This is a genomic window from Streptomyces sp. NPDC023573, assembly GCF_055559735.1.
The window spans coordinates 69,970-91,820 of record NZ_JBVHKB010000014.1; the positions used below are offsets into that span (position 1 = coordinate 69,970).

General features: G+C 70.9%; 16 protein-coding genes, 1 pseudogene and 2 CRISPR repeat arrays (1 of these 19 running past the window's edge). Of the genes and pseudogenes, 11 read left to right on the forward strand and 6 right to left on the reverse strand.

What is annotated here, in order from left to right:
- Positions 1-482: 482 nt before the first annotated feature.
- The 4 genes and pseudogenes from ACZ32T_RS32865 to ACZ32T_RS32880 form a co-directional block, all read right to left on the reverse strand.
- Positions 483-632 (reverse strand): annotated as a pseudogene (locus ACZ32T_RS32865) (transposase); the annotation flags it as partial.
- A gap of 2 nt (positions 633-634) precedes the next feature.
- Positions 635-1,033: an MBL fold metallo-hydrolase gene (locus ACZ32T_RS32870; protein WP_467370900.1), complete on the reverse strand. Its 399-nt coding sequence runs from the start codon at positions 1,031-1,033 to the stop codon at positions 635-637.
- A 140-nt stretch (positions 1,034-1,173) separates the two neighbouring features.
- Entirely contained in the window at positions 1,174-4,905 is a 3,732-nt protein-coding gene (locus ACZ32T_RS32875) for a P-loop domain-containing protein (RefSeq protein WP_467370902.1), read from the reverse strand.
- A gap of 265 nt (positions 4,906-5,170) precedes the next feature.
- Positions 5,171-5,680 carry a hypothetical protein gene (locus tag ACZ32T_RS32880; RefSeq protein WP_467370904.1) on the reverse strand — a complete coding sequence of 170 codons (510 nt, stop codon included), beginning with the start codon at positions 5,678-5,680 and terminating at the stop codon, positions 5,171-5,173.
- Between the two features lie 256 nt (positions 5,681-5,936).
- On the opposite strand from ACZ32T_RS32880, the gene ACZ32T_RS32885 reads away from it, so the two are divergent.
- Entirely contained in the window at positions 5,937-6,320 is a 384-nt protein-coding gene (locus ACZ32T_RS32885) for a hypothetical protein (protein WP_467370907.1), read from the forward strand.
- 93 nt (positions 6,321-6,413) lie between these two features.
- Here the strand turns inward: ACZ32T_RS32885 and ACZ32T_RS32890 are convergent, their stop codons facing one another.
- Together ACZ32T_RS32890 and ACZ32T_RS32895 are read right to left on the reverse strand one after the other, a co-directional pair.
- On the reverse strand, positions 6,414-7,160 hold the full coding sequence (locus ACZ32T_RS32890) for an HNH endonuclease family protein (protein WP_467370909.1): 747 nt from the start codon (positions 7,158-7,160) through the stop codon (positions 6,414-6,416).
- Positions 7,161-7,400: 240 nt separating this feature from the next.
- Positions 7,401-7,646 carry a tectonin domain-containing protein gene (locus tag ACZ32T_RS32895; protein WP_467370913.1) on the reverse strand — a complete coding sequence of 82 codons (246 nt, stop codon included), beginning with the start codon at positions 7,644-7,646 and terminating at the stop codon, positions 7,401-7,403.
- Positions 7,647-8,049: 403 nt separating this feature from the next.
- Between ACZ32T_RS32895 and ACZ32T_RS32900 the strand changes: the two genes are divergently transcribed.
- The 10 genes from ACZ32T_RS32900 (at position 8,050) to cas2e (ending at position 21,542) form a co-directional block, all read left to right on the forward strand.
- Positions 8,050-8,478, forward strand: a complete 429-nt coding sequence (locus ACZ32T_RS32900; RefSeq protein ID WP_467370915.1) for a hypothetical protein — start codon at positions 8,050-8,052, stop codon at positions 8,476-8,478.
- Between the two features lie 50 nt (positions 8,479-8,528).
- The gene (locus ACZ32T_RS32905; RefSeq protein WP_467370917.1) at positions 8,529-8,771 is read left to right on the forward strand and encodes a hypothetical protein; all 243 of its coding nucleotides are present in this window, start codon (positions 8,529-8,531) and stop codon (positions 8,769-8,771) included.
- A gap of 541 nt (positions 8,772-9,312) precedes the next feature.
- A CRISPR array of direct repeats spans positions 9,313-11,969; the repeat unit is 29 nt; unit sequence GGGGCCATCCCCGCGGGCGCGGGGAGCAG.
- 222 nt (positions 11,970-12,191) lie between these two features.
- A complete protein-coding gene (gene cas3, locus ACZ32T_RS32910; RefSeq protein ID WP_467370920.1) occupies positions 12,192-15,116 on the forward strand; it encodes a CRISPR-associated helicase Cas3' in 2,925 nt (974 codons plus the stop codon).
- Positions 15,109-16,839 carry a type I-E CRISPR-associated protein Cse1/CasA gene (gene casA / locus ACZ32T_RS32915; protein ID WP_467370923.1) on the forward strand — a complete coding sequence of 577 codons (1,731 nt, stop codon included), beginning with the start codon at positions 15,109-15,111 and terminating at the stop codon, positions 16,837-16,839. Before cas3 ends, casA begins: the two co-directional genes overlap by 8 nt.
- Positions 16,836-17,537: a type I-E CRISPR-associated protein Cse2/CasB gene (gene casB / locus ACZ32T_RS32920; RefSeq protein ID WP_467370925.1), complete on the forward strand. Its 702-nt coding sequence runs from the start codon at positions 16,836-16,838 to the stop codon at positions 17,535-17,537. The genes casA and casB overlap by 4 nt, the downstream gene beginning before the upstream one ends.
- Entirely contained in the window at positions 17,534-18,727 is a 1,194-nt protein-coding gene (cas7e, locus tag ACZ32T_RS32925; protein WP_467370929.1) for a type I-E CRISPR-associated protein Cas7/Cse4/CasC, read from the forward strand. Before casB ends, cas7e begins: the two co-directional genes overlap by 4 nt.
- Entirely contained in the window at positions 18,724-19,446 is a 723-nt protein-coding gene (cas5e, locus tag ACZ32T_RS32930; protein ID WP_467370932.1) for a type I-E CRISPR-associated protein Cas5/CasD, read from the forward strand. Before cas7e ends, cas5e begins: the two co-directional genes overlap by 4 nt.
- The gene (gene cas6e, locus ACZ32T_RS32935; protein ID WP_467370934.1) at positions 19,446-20,213 is read left to right on the forward strand and encodes a type I-E CRISPR-associated protein Cas6/Cse3/CasE; all 768 of its coding nucleotides are present in this window, start codon (positions 19,446-19,448) and stop codon (positions 20,211-20,213) included. Before cas5e ends, cas6e begins: the two co-directional genes overlap by 1 nt.
- Positions 20,214-20,217: 4 nt before the next feature.
- Positions 20,218-21,195: a type I-E CRISPR-associated endonuclease Cas1e gene (gene cas1e, locus ACZ32T_RS32940; protein ID WP_467370936.1), complete on the forward strand. Its 978-nt coding sequence runs from the start codon at positions 20,218-20,220 to the stop codon at positions 21,193-21,195.
- Entirely contained in the window at positions 21,192-21,542 is a 351-nt protein-coding gene (gene cas2e / locus ACZ32T_RS32945) for a type I-E CRISPR-associated endoribonuclease Cas2e (RefSeq protein ID WP_359477489.1), read from the forward strand. Before cas1e ends, cas2e begins: the two co-directional genes overlap by 4 nt.
- Positions 21,543-21,633: 91 nt before the next feature.
- Positions 21,634-21,851: a CRISPR direct-repeat array (repeat unit 29 nt; unit sequence GTGCTCCCCGCGCCCGCGGGGATGGTCCC); it runs 482 nt beyond the window's last position.

Below are 21,851 nucleotides of genomic sequence, written 5' to 3' on the forward strand. Positions count from 1 at the left end.
GCGGACTCTGCTCACGGCCACATCTCCAGCAGGGCGTTCAGCATCAGCTTCCACATCGGCTCGGCCCCCGTCCGGAAGGCGGGTCTACAACAAGACGTCGGGGACCTCTCTGGGCTGCGCCGATTTCATCGCCACACGTGGACCCAGTGCACCCGCCCCGCAGTGGGAACTTGCGGTCAATGTCGAGGACCCGGAGAGCGTCGTCGCCCGCACGCACGATTACGGCCAAGACGCGGTCACCTGGTCTGAGAACACCGGTCGTCGTGTTGTGCGATTGAGTAGCCCGGAGGGGCTGACCTTCCTGGTTCACTGCCTTGAACAGTGAGCCGTTTCTAACCTGACGGCACTGGCCGCGTGTTGGACGGGTCTGCGGAAGGACGAAGCTCCTGGTAGACGGGTTCACGATCAAGATCCGCCCCGACAATGTCGGCGCTGAAGACGTCCAGTTCCTCGGCCAGGACCCAGAGCTCGGGGACCGTCTGGCGCTGCGGGCGCCATAAGTAGCCACTGGTCTTGCCGAAATCGTGCGGGGCAGGAGCCACACCTCCGAAGGCCGCGAGGCAGTCCGCGGTGGGGAAACCGTCCAGGCTGCCGCCGACGGCAACCAGGAATTCGGCCCCCAGCTTGGGACCGCTCAGGGAAGGTGGATCGGGGCTGGCAACAGAGCGCGGGCGGGCTCAGGGTGCCAGTGACTTTTTCCCTGACGGACAGGTAAGACCCGGCCAAATGCCTGGTCGCCGAAGTGGAAGGCGAAGCAGTAGGTACGTGGCGCCCGCAGCTGGGTGAGCAGGGTTGTCCGGGCTCTCAGTACGCCGTCGACATCTGTGTCCGGGCCGGAGGGCCACTCGGGGTGCTCCACCTGGGCCGGCGTGTGAAAGGCGTCACCGACCACCAGAATCCGGAGCCCGTGGCCCGCGGAGATTACGTATGTGGTGTGGCCCGGGCTGTGCCCGGGGGTGATCAATGCGGTGACGCCGGGCCACACCTCGTCGCCATCATCGAACCGGCGCAGCACCCGCGACATGGGCAGCATGAACCCCTCCCAACCGCCCGGCGCCTGAGCCAGGGACCATCACCCGACCCGGTCCAACTCGTCCGCGCTGTCCAGTGGTTTGAGCGAGTCAGCGACACCGGCATCTACACGAAGCACGGATGCACCGACGTATCGCCCTCCTACACGCTGCCCAGGGACAGGCGTTCGATGTTCTCAGTGATCGCAGCGGGGGAAGCAAGGGCGATTGCGTGCAGGAGCGGCCAGTAGCCGTCGCGGGCCAGGGCCTCGGCCAGCAGGGACCGTACGGATGGCGGGATAGGGAGCCCGGCGGCCCGGGCGCCTTCCGCTAGGGCCGTTAGACCGAGGGGCCGGGCGCCGTTCCTGTGCAGGGAGCGGACGAGGGCTTCGGCCCGGTCCAGGGCGCCCGTTCGGGCAGCGGCGCCCGCCACGGCGGCGAGGGCTCTCTCACGCTCCGCGGTCGTGGCGATGGAGCGGGCGAGGTCCTCTGCGCGATCCAGGTCGCCAGCGCTGGCCGCGGCCTCGGCGACGGCGGCGAGGGCTTCGGCGCCGCCTAGCGCACCCACCGTTTCCGGCTGCGTCGAGGCCACGAGCTCACGAGCAACGTCCTCGGCCCGCTGGAGGATCGCGTCGGCCATGCCGGGAGCGCGGGAGCGAGCCGCCGTCGCCACGGCCGCCAAGGCCTGGGCGCGGGCCCGGGCGATATCGACGCCCTCGGCGAACGCCGCCGCGCGGCCAGGGTCGTCGTTCGCCACCTTGACGGCGAGGGCCGTCAGCGCACGAGCCCGGGGATTTGGGCTGGTGATCAACTCCGTGAGGGTGGTCGCCGCCCCGAGATCACCAAGCTTGGCTGCCGCGACCACGACGGAGGCTAGGGCGTCCTGCGCGGTGGAGCGGTCGGCGATCGAACGGGCGGCGCGTTCGGCATCCTGGAGTGGGGAACGTCCCCGGTCCGGACCGCTCGCCGCCGCCACCGAGGCCAGAGCATCGGCTCGCAGATACCGGTTCCCGATCGTCTGGGCCAGGTTCTCGGCGTCGTCGATGAGGGTCCGCGCCCGGGCGTCGTCGTCGGTGATCGCGCCCGCCACCGCGAGCAGGGCCTCGATCCGCGCGATCGGGTGGGCGACGTGGCGGGCGAGGGCCTCGGCCCGATCCTCTGATCCGGCCCGCGCGACGGTCTCCACCACGCTCGGCAGCAGGCGCTCGTGTTCATACGACGGTGCGATCGCCCGGTACTGGGCCTCGGCGGCCCGCGCCAGGTACTCCCCGCGGCCGTGTTGCCCGGCCCGCGCCGCCGAGGCCGCCAGGTCCGCGGTCACCTGGGCGCGCAGGTGGGGGTCGGAGACGTGAGTCGCGAGGGCCGTGGCCCGATCCAGGTCGCCCGTTCCGCCGACCGCCCGCGCGACGTCCGAAAGCACCCGCTCCCGCAGCCCGGGTTCGGGGAGGTGACGCAGGAGGCGTTCGGCCCGGTCGGCGTTCCCGGCCTTCGCGATGGCGACCGCGACCGACGCAAGGGCGTCCTGGAGGGGCGGCCCGAAGAGCTCACGGCTCACCGCCTCGGCGTCGTCCGACGCCACCAGGTTCTCCACGACCTCCACCGCGGCATGTGCGAAGCTTTCGGCGCGCCACGGATCTCCCGCAGCGGCCAGTGCCAGTGCTGCGGCCTTGAGTGCCCGCTCCTCGTGCTTGGGCTCGCTGCCGATCTCGCGGGCCAGCGCCCGGGCATCGGCCGTGTCGCCGCTCACGGCCGTCGCCGCGACCACGGTGGTCAGCGCGTCCTCCAGGGCGAACCTGTCGGTGATGGTCCGCGCGAGATCCTCGGCCAAGCGTGCCTCGCCGGCCTCCGCGAGCACCGTCGCCACAGTTCGGGCCGCGGCCGTCCGCTCGCGCTGATCCGTGGTGTCCCGGACGACCTGGGCGGCCCGGCCGAAGCGCCCGGTCCGTGCCAATGCCACCGCCACAGACGTCCGCTGCCCGCCCGGCCCGGTCACCTCACATATGAGCCCTTCGGTCTCGCGCGCAAGCGTCACGGCTTGGTGCGGATCCGTGGTGGCCTCCAGGACCGCCGCGAGAGCCTCGGCTCTTTCGCCGGGCCGGGTCAGGGTACGGGCGAGCGCTTCGGCAGGTGCGATCCGGCCGGTCCTCGCGAGGGTGGCGGCCGCAGCGGCGAGCATGCGTTCCCGTGCGAAGTCGGCTTCGAAGGCGTCGGCGACGCCCTCGGCCCGGGTGGGGTCACCGGATTCCGCAGCGGCGACCGCGACGGCCGTCAGAGCGATGTGCCGGTAGTACCAGTCGGGGATCGTCCTGCCGATCGCCTCGGCGGTGTCGAGCTCGCCGGCGCGAGCGGCGCGCTCCACCACCGCCGCCAGAAGCCGCTCCTGGTCGTCCGGGGGGACGGTGCCCGCGATCTCCGCGGCCCGTGCGGCGTCACCGATCTCCGCGACCGCCAGCGCCACCGCCTCCAACTCCGCGCCGGCCGCGTCGGACCGGCCGCCGCCTGGACTGGGAGAGTCGAGCATCGCGGCCTTCAGCGAGGTCGTGAACACACCGGGGCCGTGGAACATGTCGGGCCCGGGCAGGAAACGGGCGAGTGCGACCGCCCGGTTCACGTACCCGAGCAGCGCCCAGGCCACAGGAAGGCCCGGGGGAACGTTGCGGCTGCGATCGTTGAGGCGGGCCCGGGTGATGGCCAGAGCGAGTGCGATGCCGAGGTCCGGGTCGGGGTGCAGGGCCAGAAGATTCCGGACCGTCGTGATCTCGGTGATGCCCGCGGCGTCGCCCCCGGTCAGTTCCAGCACGCGGTCCAGCCGCGCCATGTCGGACGCACACGCGGCCATCCGCGGCAGGTCTCCCTGGGAGGACAGCATCGGGAAGTAGCCGCGCAGCAGGTAGTCGGGGGTCTCGGTAGGCCATCCCAACCTGCGATAGGCGTCGTGCCAGGCGTGGAGGAGGTCGAGGCGGCCGGAGATCGTAGCCCGGCTGAGGCTCCGCAGAGCGGTGGCGTGCAGCTCTTCGTGTGCCAATACGACGCCCTGGCCGCGTGCGCTGAAGGTGCGACCGGCCGGGCCGGCGAGAAGATCTTCGATCTCCCACGGCTCGGTTCCGGTGAGTTCTGCGAGGTCGGTGTGTGTCAGGCCGCCGCCGGCTGCGACGGTGAAAGCGACGGCGTCGAGGCCGATCCCGCCCCCGCGCAGCAGGGTCCGCAGCTCCCGGGCGGCCGCCTCCCGGACGGCCAGAGCGGCCCGGGACGGGTCCAGCGTCCGAAGGATCCGCCCATCGCGGAGTGGGTGACGGGTAGGAACGTCGTCGGGGACCGGTGGCGCGGGCCTGCCCGACACGATAATCCGCACCCCGTCCGGAGGCTTGGCGGGCAGGACGGCCGCGATGCTGTGGGAATCCGCGCCCTGGTCCTCGTCCAGACCGTCCACCACGATCACCAGCCGCTCCCCGCGATTCCGGCAGACCGCCGCCGCCTCGTCGAGGAACTGGAGGAACCAGGCCTGCCGGTTGGCCTCGGTGAGGGTCTCCGGCAGCGGCTGACGCACGATCTCCGCCAGCTGCTCGACCAGGACATCCAGGAAGGCTCGCCGGTCGGACTGGCCTGCATAGAGCGCGGTCACGAAAAACGAGACGGCCCGTACCCCCTCGGGGGGGTGCAGAACGAACCATGACATCAGCGCTGACTTGCCGGCCCACGCGGGAGCCTTCCACCATGCGTATGAGGAGGGCCCGGCGCAGAAGGCGGTGAGTTCGGCGAGTTCCGTCTCCCGGCCTGTCAGCACGTCCGGCGCAATCTGGCGGACCTGCTGGAAGTAGACCGATCGTGCGGGAGACCGGTGCGCCCCGATGACCAGATAGCCGGTGTTGGCGATTGCCCCGGGGCCCGACGCCACCGCGTCGCCGGTGCGCTCGATGCGAATCTCGCGCGGGACATCCTCACCGGGTTCCGGCCGCCGGTCTGTCCTTGCCGCGGGACCACCTCCCACGGGGCCGGGAGTCATGGGGGGCCGTGCGTCGTCAGCGGCTGGCGGTGCCTGGTCGTTGCCACCCGCACTCTCCTGTACAGCCGGGGCGGGGCCAGCCCCCAACCCCCTCTTGTACCATGGCCATCGGAGTCCCACCGGATTCCTTCAGCCGCTCCGGCGGTGCCGGGCCGGTCTATTCATTGACAATCCCGCTGACGGCGCTGGAGCCCGTACCGGTCGCCTCCGCGTCCCCGGTGCGTTCCGCCCGCGCCAGGCCCCGACGGTCGCCGCCGGAACTCTTGATGCCAGTGACCGCACTCCCTCCGTCTCGAGCTACCGCCTGGCCCGTCGCGACGGCCGTATCACCGGCCGAAGCAGCGACGAACAACAGCAGTTCGCGCAGCTCCTCGACTGCCTGCTCCCGCGAGGCATCGTCGAGACTCTCCAGCAGGGTCTCGAACCGCCCGGCCCAGACGCCTTCCTGGCGCAGCCGTTCCGCGACCGTGTTGGCCGAAGCGCCTGCGGTCAGAGACCTTGCGCTGCGGTCCAGGCGTTCGAGCTCGGCCTCAACCCGCGCGGCGTCACCGCGGGCGAAGATCTCCCCGACACGGCGCTGCAGGCCGTACCACGCATCGGTACCCGCAGCCTGGACCACCGCGCCACCACCTGCCGCCGCCAACGCCGCCAGTGCCTCCACCAGCATGCCCCGCCCCTTTCCGCATCCGCGGACCGGCCGCCCGCCGCCGCTCCCCATGGGATTACCGCACACCGATCATCTATCAACACGTTCAGTAGCCGCAAGAAGTTCCGTCCACCCACGTCCGCAGCCGTAGCAAGGTGACGGTGCGGTCATCCTCGCGCCGTGCGAGGTACTCAGCCGTGTATCCGGACCCGTCAGGGGCCAGCGACCACTCCTGCTCGTTCGTGAAGCTGCTCCAGGTCAGTTACTCGTCCGAGGCGTGAGCGGCCAGGCCCGCAACGGCAGAGTCCAACGTGTCCTCGGGCCGTACATCGAACGAGCGCACACCCGGCCCGGCGACGACGACGGCCACGACCTCATCGCCGTCTCCCTTGAACACCCCGGAGGCCCGTACGCGCCCTACGGAGCCCGCCACCGGAAGCTGGGCTGGCTACGCTGCCAGACCACCAAGATCCTCGGAGCCTGGAACCCGGCCTACACGCCACTCACCCACGCCGCAGCAGGCCGGGACCTCCCCGACGACGTCGGCATAGAACCCGCCCACTACGCCCTCTGCACCGCAGCCCGCAAACGCGACGACAACTCAGGCTGCCAGCCGCCCACCGGGGTGCAGCACCAGTTGCAGGGCATCCGCTGGTGGTGACTGGCGAGGGAGCGCCCCCCCGGTGCGGTCTGCTCCTGGGGGCGGGGCTCAGCCCTCTCGGCACCTGCGGCCGGCTCGAAGCCGAACGGGGGATTACGAGGCGGGTTCGTAGGTGACGGTGGTGTTGGGGCAGTCTTCGGCGGTGCCGAGGAGGGCCTGGCGTTCGGCGTCGTCGACGGCGAGGTCCCAGCGGAGTTTCGTTGCGACCCAGGTCGCGGTGTAGGTGCAGTGGTAGGCCCCGTCGGTGGGCATCCACTGTGCGGGGTCCTTGTCGCTCTTGGACCGGTTGGAGGCGGCGGAGACCGCGATCAGCGTGTCCGCGGACCCCTGGTCGTTGGCGTACGCCTCGCGCCGCTCGGCGCTCCACGGCGTCTGCTCCGAGTCGAACACCTCCGCCAACGGCACGAAATGGTCCACGTCAAGCCGCCCGGCGTCACTCACCACCAGACCGTCGTACGCGCTGCGCCACGACCCACCGGTGAGCTTGCAGCCGGCCGCGACCTCGGGTGCGTTCACGGCTTCAGAGAGGATGACTTCCTTGCGGGTGTTGCAGCCGTCCGAGGCGCTGAGTCCGCGGTTCCAGTGCTTGTAGAGGGTGCGCTGGTAGCCCTCGCGGTGTTCCTCGGCGACCGGGAGCCGGTCGATCGCCTCGAACAGTTCCAGCGACCGCCGGGCACCGGGGGCGGCACCGCCGGGAGTCTGCGCTGGGGCGTAGGAGGTGAAAGGCGCCTCTTCTACTGGCACGCCGGTGGTGAGAGTGCCGGCGTAGGCGGGCGTGGCGAGCAGGGGCAGGGCGGCGAGGAGGAGCGCGGGCAGGCCGCGTCGCGTCAGGGAGATCATCACGAGAGGTGATGTAGCAGTTGCGCCCTGCGGGGCGGCGGGGCAACGAGGTTGCGTCACCCGATCGCGACACAGGTTCACCTGAAGAAACGGCACACCGGTCCGGTGCCGGAGGAAGCGCGGCCTGCCGCGCCCTCTGACTGCCTGTGGAGTGCGACGGCGTCGAGATCAGCCCTCATGGTCGCGCGTGCGGGCCCTGGCCTTGTCCTGGTCGGGGCCCGCACGCGCGCTGGAGCGGGGTCAGCTGGGCTGGTCGCCGGTGTAGCGGTAGATCTCACCGGCGGTGTTGATGTGCCACGCGTTGCCGTCGGCGCCTGCGGCGATGTCGGTGGCGGTGCCGGGGATCTTGATCCAGGGGTTGGTGCCGCTGGCGTCGTTGTTGGTGTACCGGTAGATCGCGCTCGCCGAGTTCACACCCCAGACGGTGGTCCTGGATCCTGCCGAGATAGCCGAAAGACCGCCCGCGACCTTCACCCAATCCGCCATGCCAAATCACCTTTCATCGCACGGGATACCGCCCTGATTCTTGGCGAGGAAGCAGGTCGAAAGATCAGGTGAATGCTTGTCCTAATACCTAATGAGCCAGAAAGCCGATGTTTCAGATTCTGGCGTCTTGGCGAGACCGGACAGAGGCACGTCGGAGAGGGCCGATTTGACCGGAAGGGCTGTCCCACCGGGGGGTTATCGACAAGATCGGTACTCCGTGCGTTCCGCCCAGGCCCGCTGCCGGCGTCCACGATCCTGCCGGGAAGGCGAGCAGCACAAGGCCCAGATGCGCGCGGAGTCCGGGCGCCATGTCGCTCAGGCCGGAGCCACCACGACGAGTGAACTGGCCCCGCCACCCGTAACGGTGGGGGTGGCCAGGCGCGTTGAGCCGCCCATGCGACGAATGATCATTTTTGCTGCACTGGCCGCTGCCCTCGTCCCCCTGGCTGCCGCTCCTGCGGTGTCCGCTCCGACGGCGGCTCGGGCCTACGTGGACAAGCGGGTCAACGCGTGTGCGGGGGAGAGGCCTGGCTGCAATCCGGGAGCGGTGGCCCACTACTGGTACAAGCGCGGTTCCTCGGCCCGGGGTGTGGGCTGGGTGTATGCCTCGCGGGAGGGTGTGCGCTCCGGCACCGCCCGCTGGCTGGTCAAGAAGCCCGGCGGCACCTGGAAGACCGGCGGCGGCTGGAAGCGCGCGGGGCGCGTGGGCGGCACCTTCGTGGAGACGTCCTGGGGGAGGGACGGGCACACGGGCCCCGTATACCCGCGCGGTACCCGGATCTGCGTGCAGTTCAAGGGCCTGTCCATGAAGGCGTGCGTCTCACTGAAGTGACCGGAGTGTCTGAGTGGCACCAAAATTCGAACATGCGATCTAATTAGTGGATGGAGCGCTTCCCCTTCCCCCGCGACCTCGTACAAGCCCAGCACGAATGGCACGACACCTACCGCGCACTCGCCCTCCCGCGCCCGCGCCGTGCCACCGAGCTCCGCCGCCGCCTGCTCGCCCTGTCCGTCCGGATCCACTGGCACCCCTTCTGGTCCACCCCGACCGGCCGCACGCCTGCCGCCCGGGTGGACCTGCGGCAGCGAACCGGAGGCGACCGGCGGACGGAGGGCGCGGCGTGATTCGGCTGCCGACTTGATGCAGCCCCGAGGCATAGCCATGCCCGCCAGTACCCCGCACTCCGACACCATCAGCGACTGGAGAAGAACCGAGCTCTCCTGGACTGGCTGCGCTGGCAGGTTGGACGGACCCAGCGCCGCGTCCGGGAGCTGGACATCCAGTAAGTGCATGAGCGGGAGCGTCGGGAGCGGGCTTGGGCGGAGATGTCATGGAAGAACCAGCCCCACCACAGAGAGATCACGCCGGGGCCCCCGAGACCATCCTCGCGGGCGCGGGGAGCAGGAGTCGGGTTCGGAGACGGACCCGCCGCCGGAGGGGCCATCCCCGCGGGCGCGGGGAGCAGAGTTCGCGAAGGTTCGGCGGGAGTCCGCGAAGGGGGCCATCCCCGCGGGCGCGGGGAGCAGGGGAACAGGCCGAGCGGACCGGGGCCTGGGAGGGGGCCATCCCCGCGGGCGCGGGGACTCCCCGAACAAGTACCGCGAGGGGCCATCCCCGCGGGCGCGGGGAGCAGATGGGCGTGGTGACCCGCCGGGACGTCGACGCGGGGCCATCCCCGCGGGCGCGGGGAGCAGGTCGACGGGGCAGGCGCCCGCGACCGGCGCGGGCCATCCCCGCGGGCGCGGGGAGCAGCGCCTGCACCCGGGCTGCGGTGTCCACCGTCAGCCGTTGGGGCCATCCCCGCGGGCGCGGGGAGCAGTCGAGGAGACCGAGCTGGCCGACGAGCTCGACGGGGCCATCTCCGCGGGCGCGGGGAGCAGGTACGCGCGGGCGTGCTCGGGATCGAGGGCGGCGGGGCCATCCCCGCGGGCGCGGGGAGCAGACGCCGCACGTCCAGCCGATGGCCAACATGCTGGGGCCATCCCCGCGGGCGCGGGGAGCAGAAGTCGAAATTGCAGACGTGTTCGTGCCGGTTGGGGCCATCCCCGCGGGCGCGGGGAGCAGATGATCAGCGAGGCGACTCCCACGGCGATCCGGGGGCCATCCCCGCGGGCGCGGGGAGCAGACGGCTTTCACGTCCGGTGTGAGCGCCCGGATGGGGCCATCCCCGCGGGCGCGGGGAGCAGGTGCCCGCCGGCCACGCCCCGCTGGACAGGTCGGGGCCATCCCCGCGGGCGCGGGGAGCAGGGTCCGGGCCGCTCCGGCGGACCGACCGAGGGGGGCCATCCCCGCGGGCGCGGGGAGCAGCGCGATCGGCCGGGCGCTCGACGAGATCGAGCGGGGCCATCCCCGCGGGCGCGGGGAGCAGAGCGAACAGATCCTCAACACGGTGGCCGACATGGGGCCATCCCCGCGGGCGCGGGGAGCAGGGGCAACGCCAGCCCGGGCACGGTCAAGGTCGCGGGGCCATCCCCGCGGGCGCGGGGAGCAGCTGTTCAGGTGGAAGAAGCTGATCATCCCCGCGGGGCCATCCCCGCGGGCGCGGGGAGCAGATGTGGACGCCGGACCTGATCCCGGCGGACCGGGGGCCATCCCCGCGGCCGCGGGGAGCAGACGGCTGCGGGGTGGGTAGATGGGGCGCTCCTGGGGCCATCCCCGCGGGCGCGGGGAGCAGGGGTTCATCAACCGTGAGGACGCGATGATTGCGGGGCCATCCCCGCGGGCGCGGGGAGCAGATCCTCATCCCGGTCTGGGCTGACCGGTCGTCGGGGCCATCCCCGCGGGCGCGGGGAGCAGGCCGCCCTCACGGCACGGAGCCACGACACCAAGGGGCCATCCCCGCGGGCGCGGGGAGCAGCGGAGCAGCGTTCGAGCTGGGGGAGCACGTCCGGGGCCATCCCCGCGGGCGCGGGGAGCAGTCCCGGACCTGAAGATGACGCCGATGGAAGCAGGGGCCATCCCCGCGGGCGCGGGGAGCAGTGCGCTCTGCTCGGTCACGGCTGCTCCTGGTCGGGGCCATCCCCGCGGGCGCGGGGAGCAGGCCCGCCGACACCGACGGCGAGCCCTGGATTGGGGGCCATCCCCGCGGGCGCGGGGAGCAGAGCAGGTTGCCGTCTGCCTCGACGCGGACCTCGGGGCCATCCCCGCGGGCGCGGGGAGCAGTGGATGATGTGTCGTGCGTGCCGGCCGCAGAAGGGGCCATCCCCGCGGGCGCGGGGAGCAGTCGTCGAAGCTGCCGGTGTGCACGGCCGCGAAGGGGCCATCCCCGCGGGCGCGGGGAGCAGTCGGATCGGAATGCAAGGGTGTGTCGGCTGCCGGGGGCCATCCCCGCGGGCGCGGGGAGCAGGCGATGCGGACGAGAGCCTTGGCGACGTCGTCGGGGCCATCCCCGCGGGCGCGGGGAGCAGAACGGGGCGTCGGATGCTCCGTATGGCGCGGAGGGGCCATCCCCGCGGGCGCGGGGAGCAGCCCCGGCCACTCCCCCGGGCCCTGTTGGTGTTGGGGCCATCCCCGCGGGCGCGGGGAGCAGCAGGGCCGGTTGTCAGGCCTGTCACGTGCGATGGGGCCATCCCCGCGGGCGCGGGGAGCAGGCTCTGGTGGTAGGCGGTGCCGTCGGGGTGGCGGGGCCATCCCCGCGGGCGCGGGGAGCAGACCGCTTCGAGGTTCCAGTTGACCCACTGGCCGGGGCCATCCCCGCGGGCGCGGGGAGCAGACGCTGCGAAGGTGGTCTGCCTCGATGTAGCCGGGGCCATCCCCGCGGGCGCGGGGAGCAGTAGTCGGCCAGCACGGTGATGCCGTAGCCAGGGGGGCCATCCCCGCGGGCGCGGGGAGCAGCGCAGCCAGCAGATGGACGAGCCGCCGAACAGGGGGCCATCCCCGCGGGCGCGGGGAGCAGAGCCGCAGCCGGGCGGGGGTGCGTCCCATACGGGGGCCATCCCCGCGGGCGCGGGGAGCAGTTCACCGGGCTGAGCCCTCGCCTGTTCGGGAAGGGGCCATCCCCGCGGGCGCGGGGAGCAGGCCGTGCACGCGCTGCGGCAGCGCCAGGCCATGGGGCCATCCCCGCGGGCGCGGGGAGCAGGGGAGCAGCGCCAGGGCCTCCACGGGGGTGTAGGGGCCATCCCCGCGGGCGCGGGGAGCAGAGGGTCGCGATCGGGACGAGCAGGGCGCAAATGGGGCCATCCCCGCGGGCGCGGGGAGCAGTGCTGGACGGCGAGGTCTCGAAAGCCCGAAGGGGGGCCATCCCCGCGGGCGCGGGGAGCAGGTGAGGGCCCGGCCTTGCCGGGTGATGGCGTCGGGGCCATCCCCGCGGGCGCGGGGAGCAGGCTGCGTGACCTGCAGGCTTATCGCCAGCATGACTCAGTTCTGAGCACTTTAAGAGAATCCGACATGCATCACATTCCAACCATTCCGCCTGGTGGTGGCAACCGATCGAGCCTACACGTGCCCGGTGCCGGTCGAGGTGGGTATGACCACAAAAGGGGCACATTCTCCACGCTTTCTTCATTCTCCTGCGAAGTGTGGCCTGTTGCGGATATTCATCTGGCATGACAGTCGAGGGGGCCCGCACCGGTTTGCGGGCGAGGCTGCGCGGACCTGTGCTCCGTGTGTGGGCCAAGCACGATCGGGACTCCGATGGGTGGCTGCCGCTATGGCGGCACATGGAGGACAGTGCCGCGGTGGCAGGGCTGTTGTGGGACGAGTGGCTGCCGCTGTCGATACGGAACCTGATTGCCGCTGCATTGCCGGGAGCCCAGGACGATGCACGTCGTCTCGCGGTGTGGCTGGCAGGTGTCCACGACATCGGGAAGGCCACACCGGCGTTCGCCTGCCAGGTCGAATCGCTCGCGCAGGTGATGCGGGCCGAGGGGCTGGAGATGCGCTCCCAGCGGGCGATGGGCGCGGACCGGAAACTCGCTCCGCACGGGCTTGCCGGCCAGGTGTTGCTGGGGGAGTGGCTGGAGGACCGGCACGGCTGGACTGCCGCGCAGACAGGCCAGTTCACCGTCGCGGTGGGCGGGCACCACGGAGTGCCTCCCGAGCACGGCCAGATCACCGCTCTGGACAGGCATCCTCAGTTGCTGCGCAGCCCAGGCGCGAGCAGTGAGCTGTGGCACCGTGTGCAGCTGGAACTGCTGGAGGCGTGCGCGGCCCAGTTCGGTGTCCTCGACAGGCTCAGTGTGTGGCGGGCGGCGAAGCTGCCGCAGCCCGTTCAGGTCGTTCTCACAGCGCTGGTCATCGTGTCCGACTGGATCGCCAGTAACCCCGACCTGTTCCCGTACTTCCCCCAGGACGCGAGCCGGAGCAGCGAGGAACGGACTGCAGCTGCCTGGCGGGGGCTGAACCTGCCGGCAGCATGGTGTGCCACAAAGCCGCCTGCGGATGTCCAGGAGCTGTTCGCCTCACGCTTCGCGCTGCCTCCGGGCGCGAAGGTCCGCCCTGTTCAGGAGGCGGCCGTGGAACTGGCCCGGACGATGGATGATCCCGGACTGCTGGTGATCGAAGCGCCGATGGGGGAGGGCAAGACCGAGGCGGCGCTCGCCGCCGCGGAAGTCCTTGCCGCGCGCTCCGGTGCCGGCGGGGTGTTCTTCGCTCTGCCGACGATGGCCACGGGCAACGCCATGTTCCCCCGCCTCCTGGACTGGCTCGGACGACTTCCCGCGCCCGAAGGCACACGCCACTCGGTCCTGTTGGCCCACTCCAAGTCCGCACTGAACGACGACTTCACCGACCTCATGGACCGCGGCCAGGTCAAGGCGGTCGACCTTGATGTCACGGAAGACCCGCAGGGGTGGAACCCTCCCAGCCGCGGGCGGCCGGCATCCGCCGAGTTCGTCGCGCACACGTGGCTGCGCGGCCGGAAGAAGGCCATGCTGTCGTCGTTCGTGGCAGGCACGATCGACCAGCTGCTGTTCGCCGGGCTGAAGAGCCGCCACCTTGCCCTGCGTCATCTCGCGGTCGCCGGCAAAGTGATCGTCATCGACGAGGCACACGCCTACGACACCTACATGAGCGTCTATCTCGACCGGGTGCTCTCGTGGCTGGGCGCCTACCGCGTCCCGGTGGTGGTGCTCTCCGCGACGCTTCCGGCACACCGGCGGCGCGAGCTGGTCGAGGCGTACGCGGGCGGGAAGAACGCTGACACCGGCTCCTTCGATGCCGTCGCCAAGGCGGGGGAGTATCCGCTTCTGACCGCTGTTGCGCCGGGCGGAGCGCCTGTCCTTCGGCGCCCGTCGGCCTCGGGCCGCGAGGCGGACGTCGAGCTGGAGCGCATCGACGACGATCTGGCTGTTCTCGCCGACCGGCTGGAGAACGAGCTCGAGGACGGTGGCTGTGCTCTCGTCGTACGCAACACCGTACGCCGGGTGGTGGAGACGGCACGGGCCCTGCGGGAGCGGTTCGGGGAAGCCGAAGTGACCGTCGCGCACTCCTGCTTCATCGACGTCGACCGTGCGGCCAAGGACGCCTCGTTGCTCGAGCGGTTCGGGCCCCCGGACAAGGCCGTGGGGCGGCCGGCCAGACACATCGTGGTCGCCAGTCAGGTCGCCGAGCAGTCACTCGACGTCGACTTCGATTTTCTGGTCACGGACCTGTGTCCGGCGGACCTGTTGCTCCAGCGCATGGGTCGGCTGCACCGGCACCTGCGCGGCGGTGAGCACCAGGCGCAGCGTCCCGAACGGCTCCGCACGGCCCGTTGCCTGGTCAGCGGTGTTATCGACTGGAGTGCCGATGTGCCGGAACCGGTACGCGGCTCGGTTGCCGTGTACGGGGCGTACGCCCTGCTGCGGTCCGCTGCCGCACTGCTTCCGCATCTCGACGGCACAGCGCAGCGTCCCGTGCGGCTGCCGTCCGACATCAGCCCTCTGGTACAGCACGCCTACGCCGAAGAGTCCGTGGCTCCCGCGAACTGGGCGCAGGACATGGAAGCAGCACGTGCCCGCTATGAGGAGCACCGTGCGGACCAGGCCGAGCGGGCGGCGACGTTCCGGCTGGGCGCAGTGGCCCGCCCCGGGCGGCCCCTGTTCGGGTGGGTTACCGCGGGGGTCGGCGAAGCGGACGACACCAGTCAGGGCAAGGCTCAGGTACGTGACAGCCGGGAGAGCCTCGAAGTCGTCGTCGTACAGAAGAAGGCCGACGGCACGCTCACGACGGTCCCGTGGCTCGCCCCCGACCGCCGGAACCGAACCCCGGCCGGTCTGGCGTTGCCCACCGACCAGGTACCCACGCCCCTGGCCGCCCGTACCGCTGCCTCCTGCGGACTGCGGCTGCCGATCCAGTTCAGCTACGCCGAGACGATGGACCGGGCGATCTCCGAACTCGAGGAACTGCACATACCTGCCTGGCAGGTGAAAGGCAGTCACTGGCTGGCAGGCCAGCTGATCCTGCCACTCGACGAGGACTGTCAGACCCACCTGGCAGGCTTCGTCCTCCGCTACAGCAAGAGCGACGGCCTTGAGGTGACCCGTGCCTGACACCAGCCACAGCGACCGCGACGACGCGCCCTTTTTCGACCTGACCACGCAGCCCTGGATCCCCGTGCTCAGGAGCAACGGCCGGCAGGACGAACTCTCCCTGCGCCAGGTGTTCGAGCAGGCGTCCGAGCTGCGGCGGATCGTCGGGGACCTGCCGACCCAGGAGTTCGCCCTGGTACGCCTGCTCCTCGCCGTCGCCCACGACGCGCTCAGCGGGCCGGAGGATATCGACGACTGGTCCGACCTGTGGAGCGACGAACAGTGCTTCGCCCCTGTGGGCGCTTATCTCGACGCGCACGCCGACCGTTTCGACCTGCTGGACACCGCGGCGCCGTTCTTCCAGACCGCCGGCCTGCGGACAGTGAAGGACGAGGTGTTCTCCCTCAACCGCATCGTGGCGGACGTCCCCAACGGGGACCCGTTCTTCAGCGCCAGGATGCCCACCGTCGATCGCCTCACCTTCGCCGAAGCGGCCCGCTGGGTCGTCCATGCGCACGCGTTCGACACCTCCGGAATCAAGACAGGCGTGGAGGGCGACAAGCGCGCCCAGGGCGGAAGGGTCTACCCACTCGGCGTCGGCTGGGCAGGCAACCTCGGCGGGGTCTTCGTGGAGCGCCCCACTCTGCGAGAGACGCTGCTGCTGAATCTCGTGGCCGCCGACACGACGGGCCTGCGGATCGACGAGCAGGACGCGCCGGCCTGGCGACGCGATCCCTGTGGGCCGGGCGGAGCCGAGCGCGCGCCCAGCGGTGTGCGCGACCTGTACACCTGGCAGACACGGCGTCTGCGGCTGCATTTCGACGAACGAGGTGTGCACGGAGTCGTCCTCGGTTACGGCGACCCGCTCAGCCCCCGCAACCAGCACAGCCGCGAACCGATGACTTCCTGGAGGCGCAGCAAGGCGCAGGAGAAGAAGCTGCGGGAGAGCCTCGTCTACCTGCCTCGCGACCACGACCCGGAACGGGCCGCATGGCGGGGGATCGCCTCGCTCATCGCTGACGCCTCCGCGCCCGGGCAGGGTGCGGACGCCCCCGCATACCTACGCCCCCAAGTGCTGGAGTGGGTGGCCCGCCTCGTGTCCGAGGGGCTCCTCGAGCGCGGATTCCTCGTGCGGGCGCGCGTCATCGGTCCGAAGTACGGCACCCAGCAGTCCGTGATCGACGAGATCGTCGACGACTCCGTCTCCATGGCCGTCGTCCTCCTCCACCAGCAGGACCGCCGCTACGCCGAGCAGGCCATCGCCGCGGTCGAAGACGCCGACCGTGCCGTCTACGCCATCGGTGATCTCGCCACGAACCTGGCCCGCGCCGCCGGCACCGAGACGGACGGGCCGCGTGCCACCGCCAGGGACCACGCCTACGGCCTCCTCGAAGCTCCCTACCGCGCCTGGCTCCGGGACCTGACCAAGGCCGACGACCCGTACGAACAGCGCATGGCGTGGCAGCGGCAGGTACACAAGGCCGCTGCCGCCCTCGGTGACCGGCTCACTGCGGCAGCGGGGCAGGGAGCGTGGCAGGGGCGGGTCGTCGCGACGAAGAAGGGCACCGAGTGGCTGAACTCCGCACTGGCCGGCAAATGGTTCCGCATCGCCCTGGCCAGGGACTTGGGAGAGCCCGGCCTGCGTGGCACTCTCCCGGGCACCGCTGAGGGCCCGGACACCGACGAACACGCGGACACCGATGAACAGCCGGACTCCGAGACCACCGTGAAGGCACTGGCATGACCACCGTCACCGCACCGCCCACCCCGCGCGAGCAAGTCGTCCAGCTTGCCGCCAACCACCTGGCCCCCCTGCAGCGCGGCTATCTCGCCGACCGGTCACGGGACGTGGCTGCCCTGGCAAGACTGCGCCGGGGCGCGGGCCGGGAGGCCGGACAGCTCCCCGACCTGTGGAGCCTCATCGACACGGGCCCCCTGCACATGCCACCGAAAGGCACGAGGCCACTGGGCGAGAGCGATCTCGTACGCGCCGAGGACGCGCTGCACGTGACCCTCACCCTGTGGGCGCTGCACCAGCAGTCCCGGCCGACCGGCATGCACCAGAGCGACCGACGTGACAGCCGGCGAGGGCTCGGAACCGCTGTGCGCCGCATGATGAAGCCAGGCGAGATCGACGAACCGTTGCGCAAGCGCCTGGTCCGCGCCGGCACCGCACCGGACCTGACCAACCTCGCCCAGCGGCTGCGCGACATCGTCGTGCTGCTGCGCCGTGAAGGCATCCCCCTCGACTACGCCCTGCTCGCCGGACAGCTCTACACCTGGCAGCAGCCCGGCGGCGCCGACATCGTGCGCCGTGAATGGGGCCGTTCCTTCCACGCATGGCACGAGCAGAACGCTGCAGACCAGCCGCCGGCCGCCGGCACGGCTCCGGCCGACGACGAGACCACCCGCACCACGGACACCGACAAGGACGCCTCGTGAACCGCATCTTCCTCGACGTACACGCCCTGCAGACCGTACCGCCGAGCAACCTCAACCGTGACGACACCGGCGCTCCGAAGACCGCGGTGTACGGAGGAGTACCTCGCGCCCGAGTCTCCAGCCAGGCCTGGAAGCGAGCAGCCCGCACCTACTTCCGCGACGAGCACCTGCTGGACGCGAGCGAGCTCGGGGTGCGGACCAAGAAGATCGTGGAAGCGGTCGCCGAGCGGATCACAACACTGGACCCCTCGATCAGCACTGAGGCGGCTCTGCAGATCGCCGACGAGACGGTGAAGGCCACAGGCCTCAAGACGGAGGTGCCCAAGCGCAAGGCCACCGCCGCCAAGGAAGGGGATCCGGAGCCCGCGCCGGAGGCCAAGTACCTCGTCTTCCTCAGCGCCCGCCAGCTGGACGGCTTGGCCCGGCTGGCCGTGGACGGCGCCGACGACATCACGGCCCATCTCACGAACAAGAAGACCAAGGACCAGGCCAAGGAGATCGCGGACACCCACCACTCCGTCGACATCGCGCTCTTCGGACGGATGGTCGCCGACTCGGCCGACTTCAACGTCGACGCCGCCGTCCAGGTCGCCCACGCCATCAGCGTCCACCGCGTCGAAAACGAATCCGACTACTACACCGCCGTCGACGACGAGAACACCGACCAGGAGACCGGCGCCGGCATGATCGGCACAATCGACTTCAACTCGTCAACGCTGTACCGCTACGCGGCACTCGGCGTGCACCAGCTCGCCGCGAACCTCGGCGAAGGACTGCGCGAGAACGAACCTGTCACCACTCCGGTGCGCCGGGCGGTGGAGGCCTTCGTACACGGCTTCACCGCATCGCTGCCCACCGGAAAGATCAACACGTTCGGCCACCACACCCTGCCGGACGCCGTGGTCGTCAAACTCCGCACCACCCGCCCGGTCAGCTTCGTCGCCGCCTTCGAGGAACCGGTCCGCGGCGACCAGGGCGGCTTCGTCCGCGAGGCATCGGAGCGCCTCGCGGAGTTCATCCCCGACATCGAGCGTGCGTACGGCGATGAGGACACCACCCTCACATGGGTCCTGCGCGTCGGCCCGAACACCGCGAAGCTCGCCGGGATCGGCACCGAGGCCCAGAACATCGGTGAGCTCGTCACCGCTGTCGGCAAGGCCGTCGCAGAGCGCCTGGAGAAGCCCGCATGAGCGTGCTCAGCCTGCGGCTCGCGGGCCCCCTCCAGTCGTGGGGGGCCTCCGCACGCTTCACCCGGCGCACCACCGAATCCGCTCCCACCAAGAGCGCGGTCATCGGCGTTCTCGCCGCCGCCGCGGGCATCGAGCGGGGCGACGACACGGGCCTCGCCCCGCTGGCAGCCCTCCGCTTCGCCGTCCGGATCGACCAGCCCGGCACGCGCGTACGCGACTTCCAGACCGCACACCACGGTGCCAGCGGCAAGTCGATGCCACTGTCGGAGCGCTTCTACCTGGCCGACGCCGTGTTCGTCGCCGCCGTCGAAGGCGACCCCACGCTCCTTGCCCGCCTCCATGCCGCGCTGCGCAACCCGGTGTACGCACCGTTCCTGGGCAGGCGCTCCTGCCCTCCAGCGCACCCCGTCGACCTCGCTCTCCACGACGGCGCCTCCCTGATGGAAGTGCTGGGCGAGGTCCCCTGGCAGGCGTCAGCCTGGTACCGCAAGCAGCACCGCGACCGGTCGGACATCGAACTGACGGTGCTCCGCGAGGCTGAGGGCGAGGAGGCGGAGTTCGCCGACACCCTCCGCGACCAGCCGGTCAGCTACGCCGCCGAACACCGACGGCACACCCTGCGCGCCGTCGTCAGCGACAGTGTGCGCGTCACTGACCCGTCTGCCCGGCGACTGCCCCGGCACGACCCGTTCGACGCCCTCACGGAAGAGAGCGCCTGATGTTCCTCACCCGCTTCCGCGTGAACACCGCGCGCCCCGGCGCCCGCAGGCTGCTTTCCTCCCCGCAGGTCCTGCACGCTGCCGTCATGTCCTCCTTCCCCGCACTCCTGCCCACCGACGCGCCTGCCCCGGACGGTCCGCGTGTCCTGTGGCGCCTGGACCACACCGGCCGCGCAGAAGTCATGCTCTACGTGGTCAGCCCCGATCAGCCGGACATGACCCACCTCGTCGAGCAGGCAGGCTGGCCGATGGCAGCCACGCACTCCGCACCGGGCTGGGAGAGCCGCCCCTACAACCCGTTCCTCGACCGCCTCGCCGCAGGCGACCAGTGGGCGTTCAGGCTGACGGCCAACCCCATCCACCACATCCGTCGCAAGGACGGCGAGCCCACCAAACGCACCGCGCACGTCACCCCCGTACATCAGATGGGCTGGCTCCTGCAACGCCAGGAAGCATGCGGATTCCGCGTCCTCGAGAAGCCCGACGACCGTCGCCTGCTGCCCGCCGGCACCACCAGCACGGGCCAGCCCCTCCACGGCGACCGCTACGAGCTGACGGTCCACGACAAACGAGCCCTCTCCTTCGACAAATCCCGGGGCCCGGCATCCCGTAAGGCACCTGTCAGCCTGGTCACCGTGACCTTCGACGGCCGGCTCGAGGTCACCGACCCCGAGCTGCTGCGCCGGACCTTGCGTCAGGGAATCGGCAAGGCGAAGGCATACGGCTGCGGCCTGCTCACCCTCGCGCCTCTCGGTACAGCAAGGTGAACCGATGACGACGGTCTCCCGCCGTGCAGCCCTCACCCCACGGCAGCTCACCCGCACCGGGGAACGGTCGTCCTTCATCTACCTTGAGCGCTGCGTGGTGCACCGCGACGCGAACGCCATCACGGCCGAGGACGCCGAAGGCACCACCCACATCCCCTCCGCCACCATCGGCACCCTGCTTCTTGGCCCGGGCACCCGGATCACGCACCAGGCGATGAGCGTCCTCGGCGAGACCGGAGCCGCTGTCTGCTGGGTCGGCGAACAAGGCGTGCGCTACTACGCAGGCGGGCGGGCGCTGACCCGCTCGTCCGTTCTCGCGGAGGCCCAGGCCGTGCAGTGGGCGAACGTGCGCAGCCGGCTCGGTGTGGCGCGGGCGATGTACCGCCTGCGCTTTCCCGACGAGGATCCAAGCGGCCTGACGCGCCACGAACTCCTCGGCCACGAGGGCCGGCGCGTCAAGGACTGCTACCGCACCCAGTCGGCCCGTACCGGTGTCCAGTGGCGCGGCCGCCGGTACACCCCAGGCGACTTCGGCAGCGGCGACGCGGTCAACCAGGCCATCACCGCAGCCGCACAGTGCATGTACGGCATCGCGCACGCGGTCGTCGCCTCGCTCGGCTGCAGTCCGGCTCTGGGCTTCGTGCACTCCGGCCACGAGCTGTCCTTCGTCCTGGACATCGCCGATCTGTACAAGACGGAGATCGGCATTCCGCTCGCCTTCGACATCGCCGCCGAGGACGAGGACGACGTCGGCCCCCGCACACGCCGGGCACTGCGGGACCGTATTAACGAGACGTCTCTGCTGGACCGTTGTGTAGGAGACATCAAACGGCTTCTCCTGCCCGGTGATGCCCTGGCCCGCACCGCCTCGAACGACGACCCCGATGTGGTCACACTGCAGAGTGACGGCGGCCAGGCAGTGGCCGCCGGCCGCAACTACGGCGGGGGACAGGACTACGACGACGTGGAGACGAGCTGGTGACCGTCATCGTCCTCACCAACTGCCCCGCCGGCTTACGCGGCTTCCTGACACGCTGGCTGCTCGAGATCTCCGCCGGCGTCTTCATCGGCAACCCGTCCGCACGGATCCGTGACCTGCTGTGGGAAGAAGTCCAGCAGTACGCCGACCAGGGCCGAGCCCTGCTCGCCCACACCACGAATAACGAACAGGGTTTCACCTTCCGCACGCACGACCACGCCTGGCACCCGGTCGACCACGAAGGACTGACCCTGATCCGCCGCCCGAACCCGGCCAGCCCTACCACCACCCCCACCCCGAAGAAGAACTGGAGCAACGCAGCGAAACGCCGTCGATTCGGCCGCCGGTAACAGCGGAAACGGCAATTTGTGCACTATGGCCGTTTCAACGAAACTACTTCAAAACAACAGTCCAGCCCAGCAACGTTGCAGGTCACGAAGTGTGCTCCCCGCGCCCGCGGGGATGGTCCCGCCTCAGCGGGGACGCCACCCTGTACGCCCAGGTGCTCCCCGCGCCCGCGGGGATGGTCCCGCGGGGATCGGCCGGGGACGGCCGGGGGTTTTGTGCTCCCCGCGCCCGCGGGGATGGTCCCTTCCGGCGCCGCACGGCCCGTTCCCGCGCTTGGTGCTCCCCGCGCCCGCGGGGATGGTCCCAGCAGG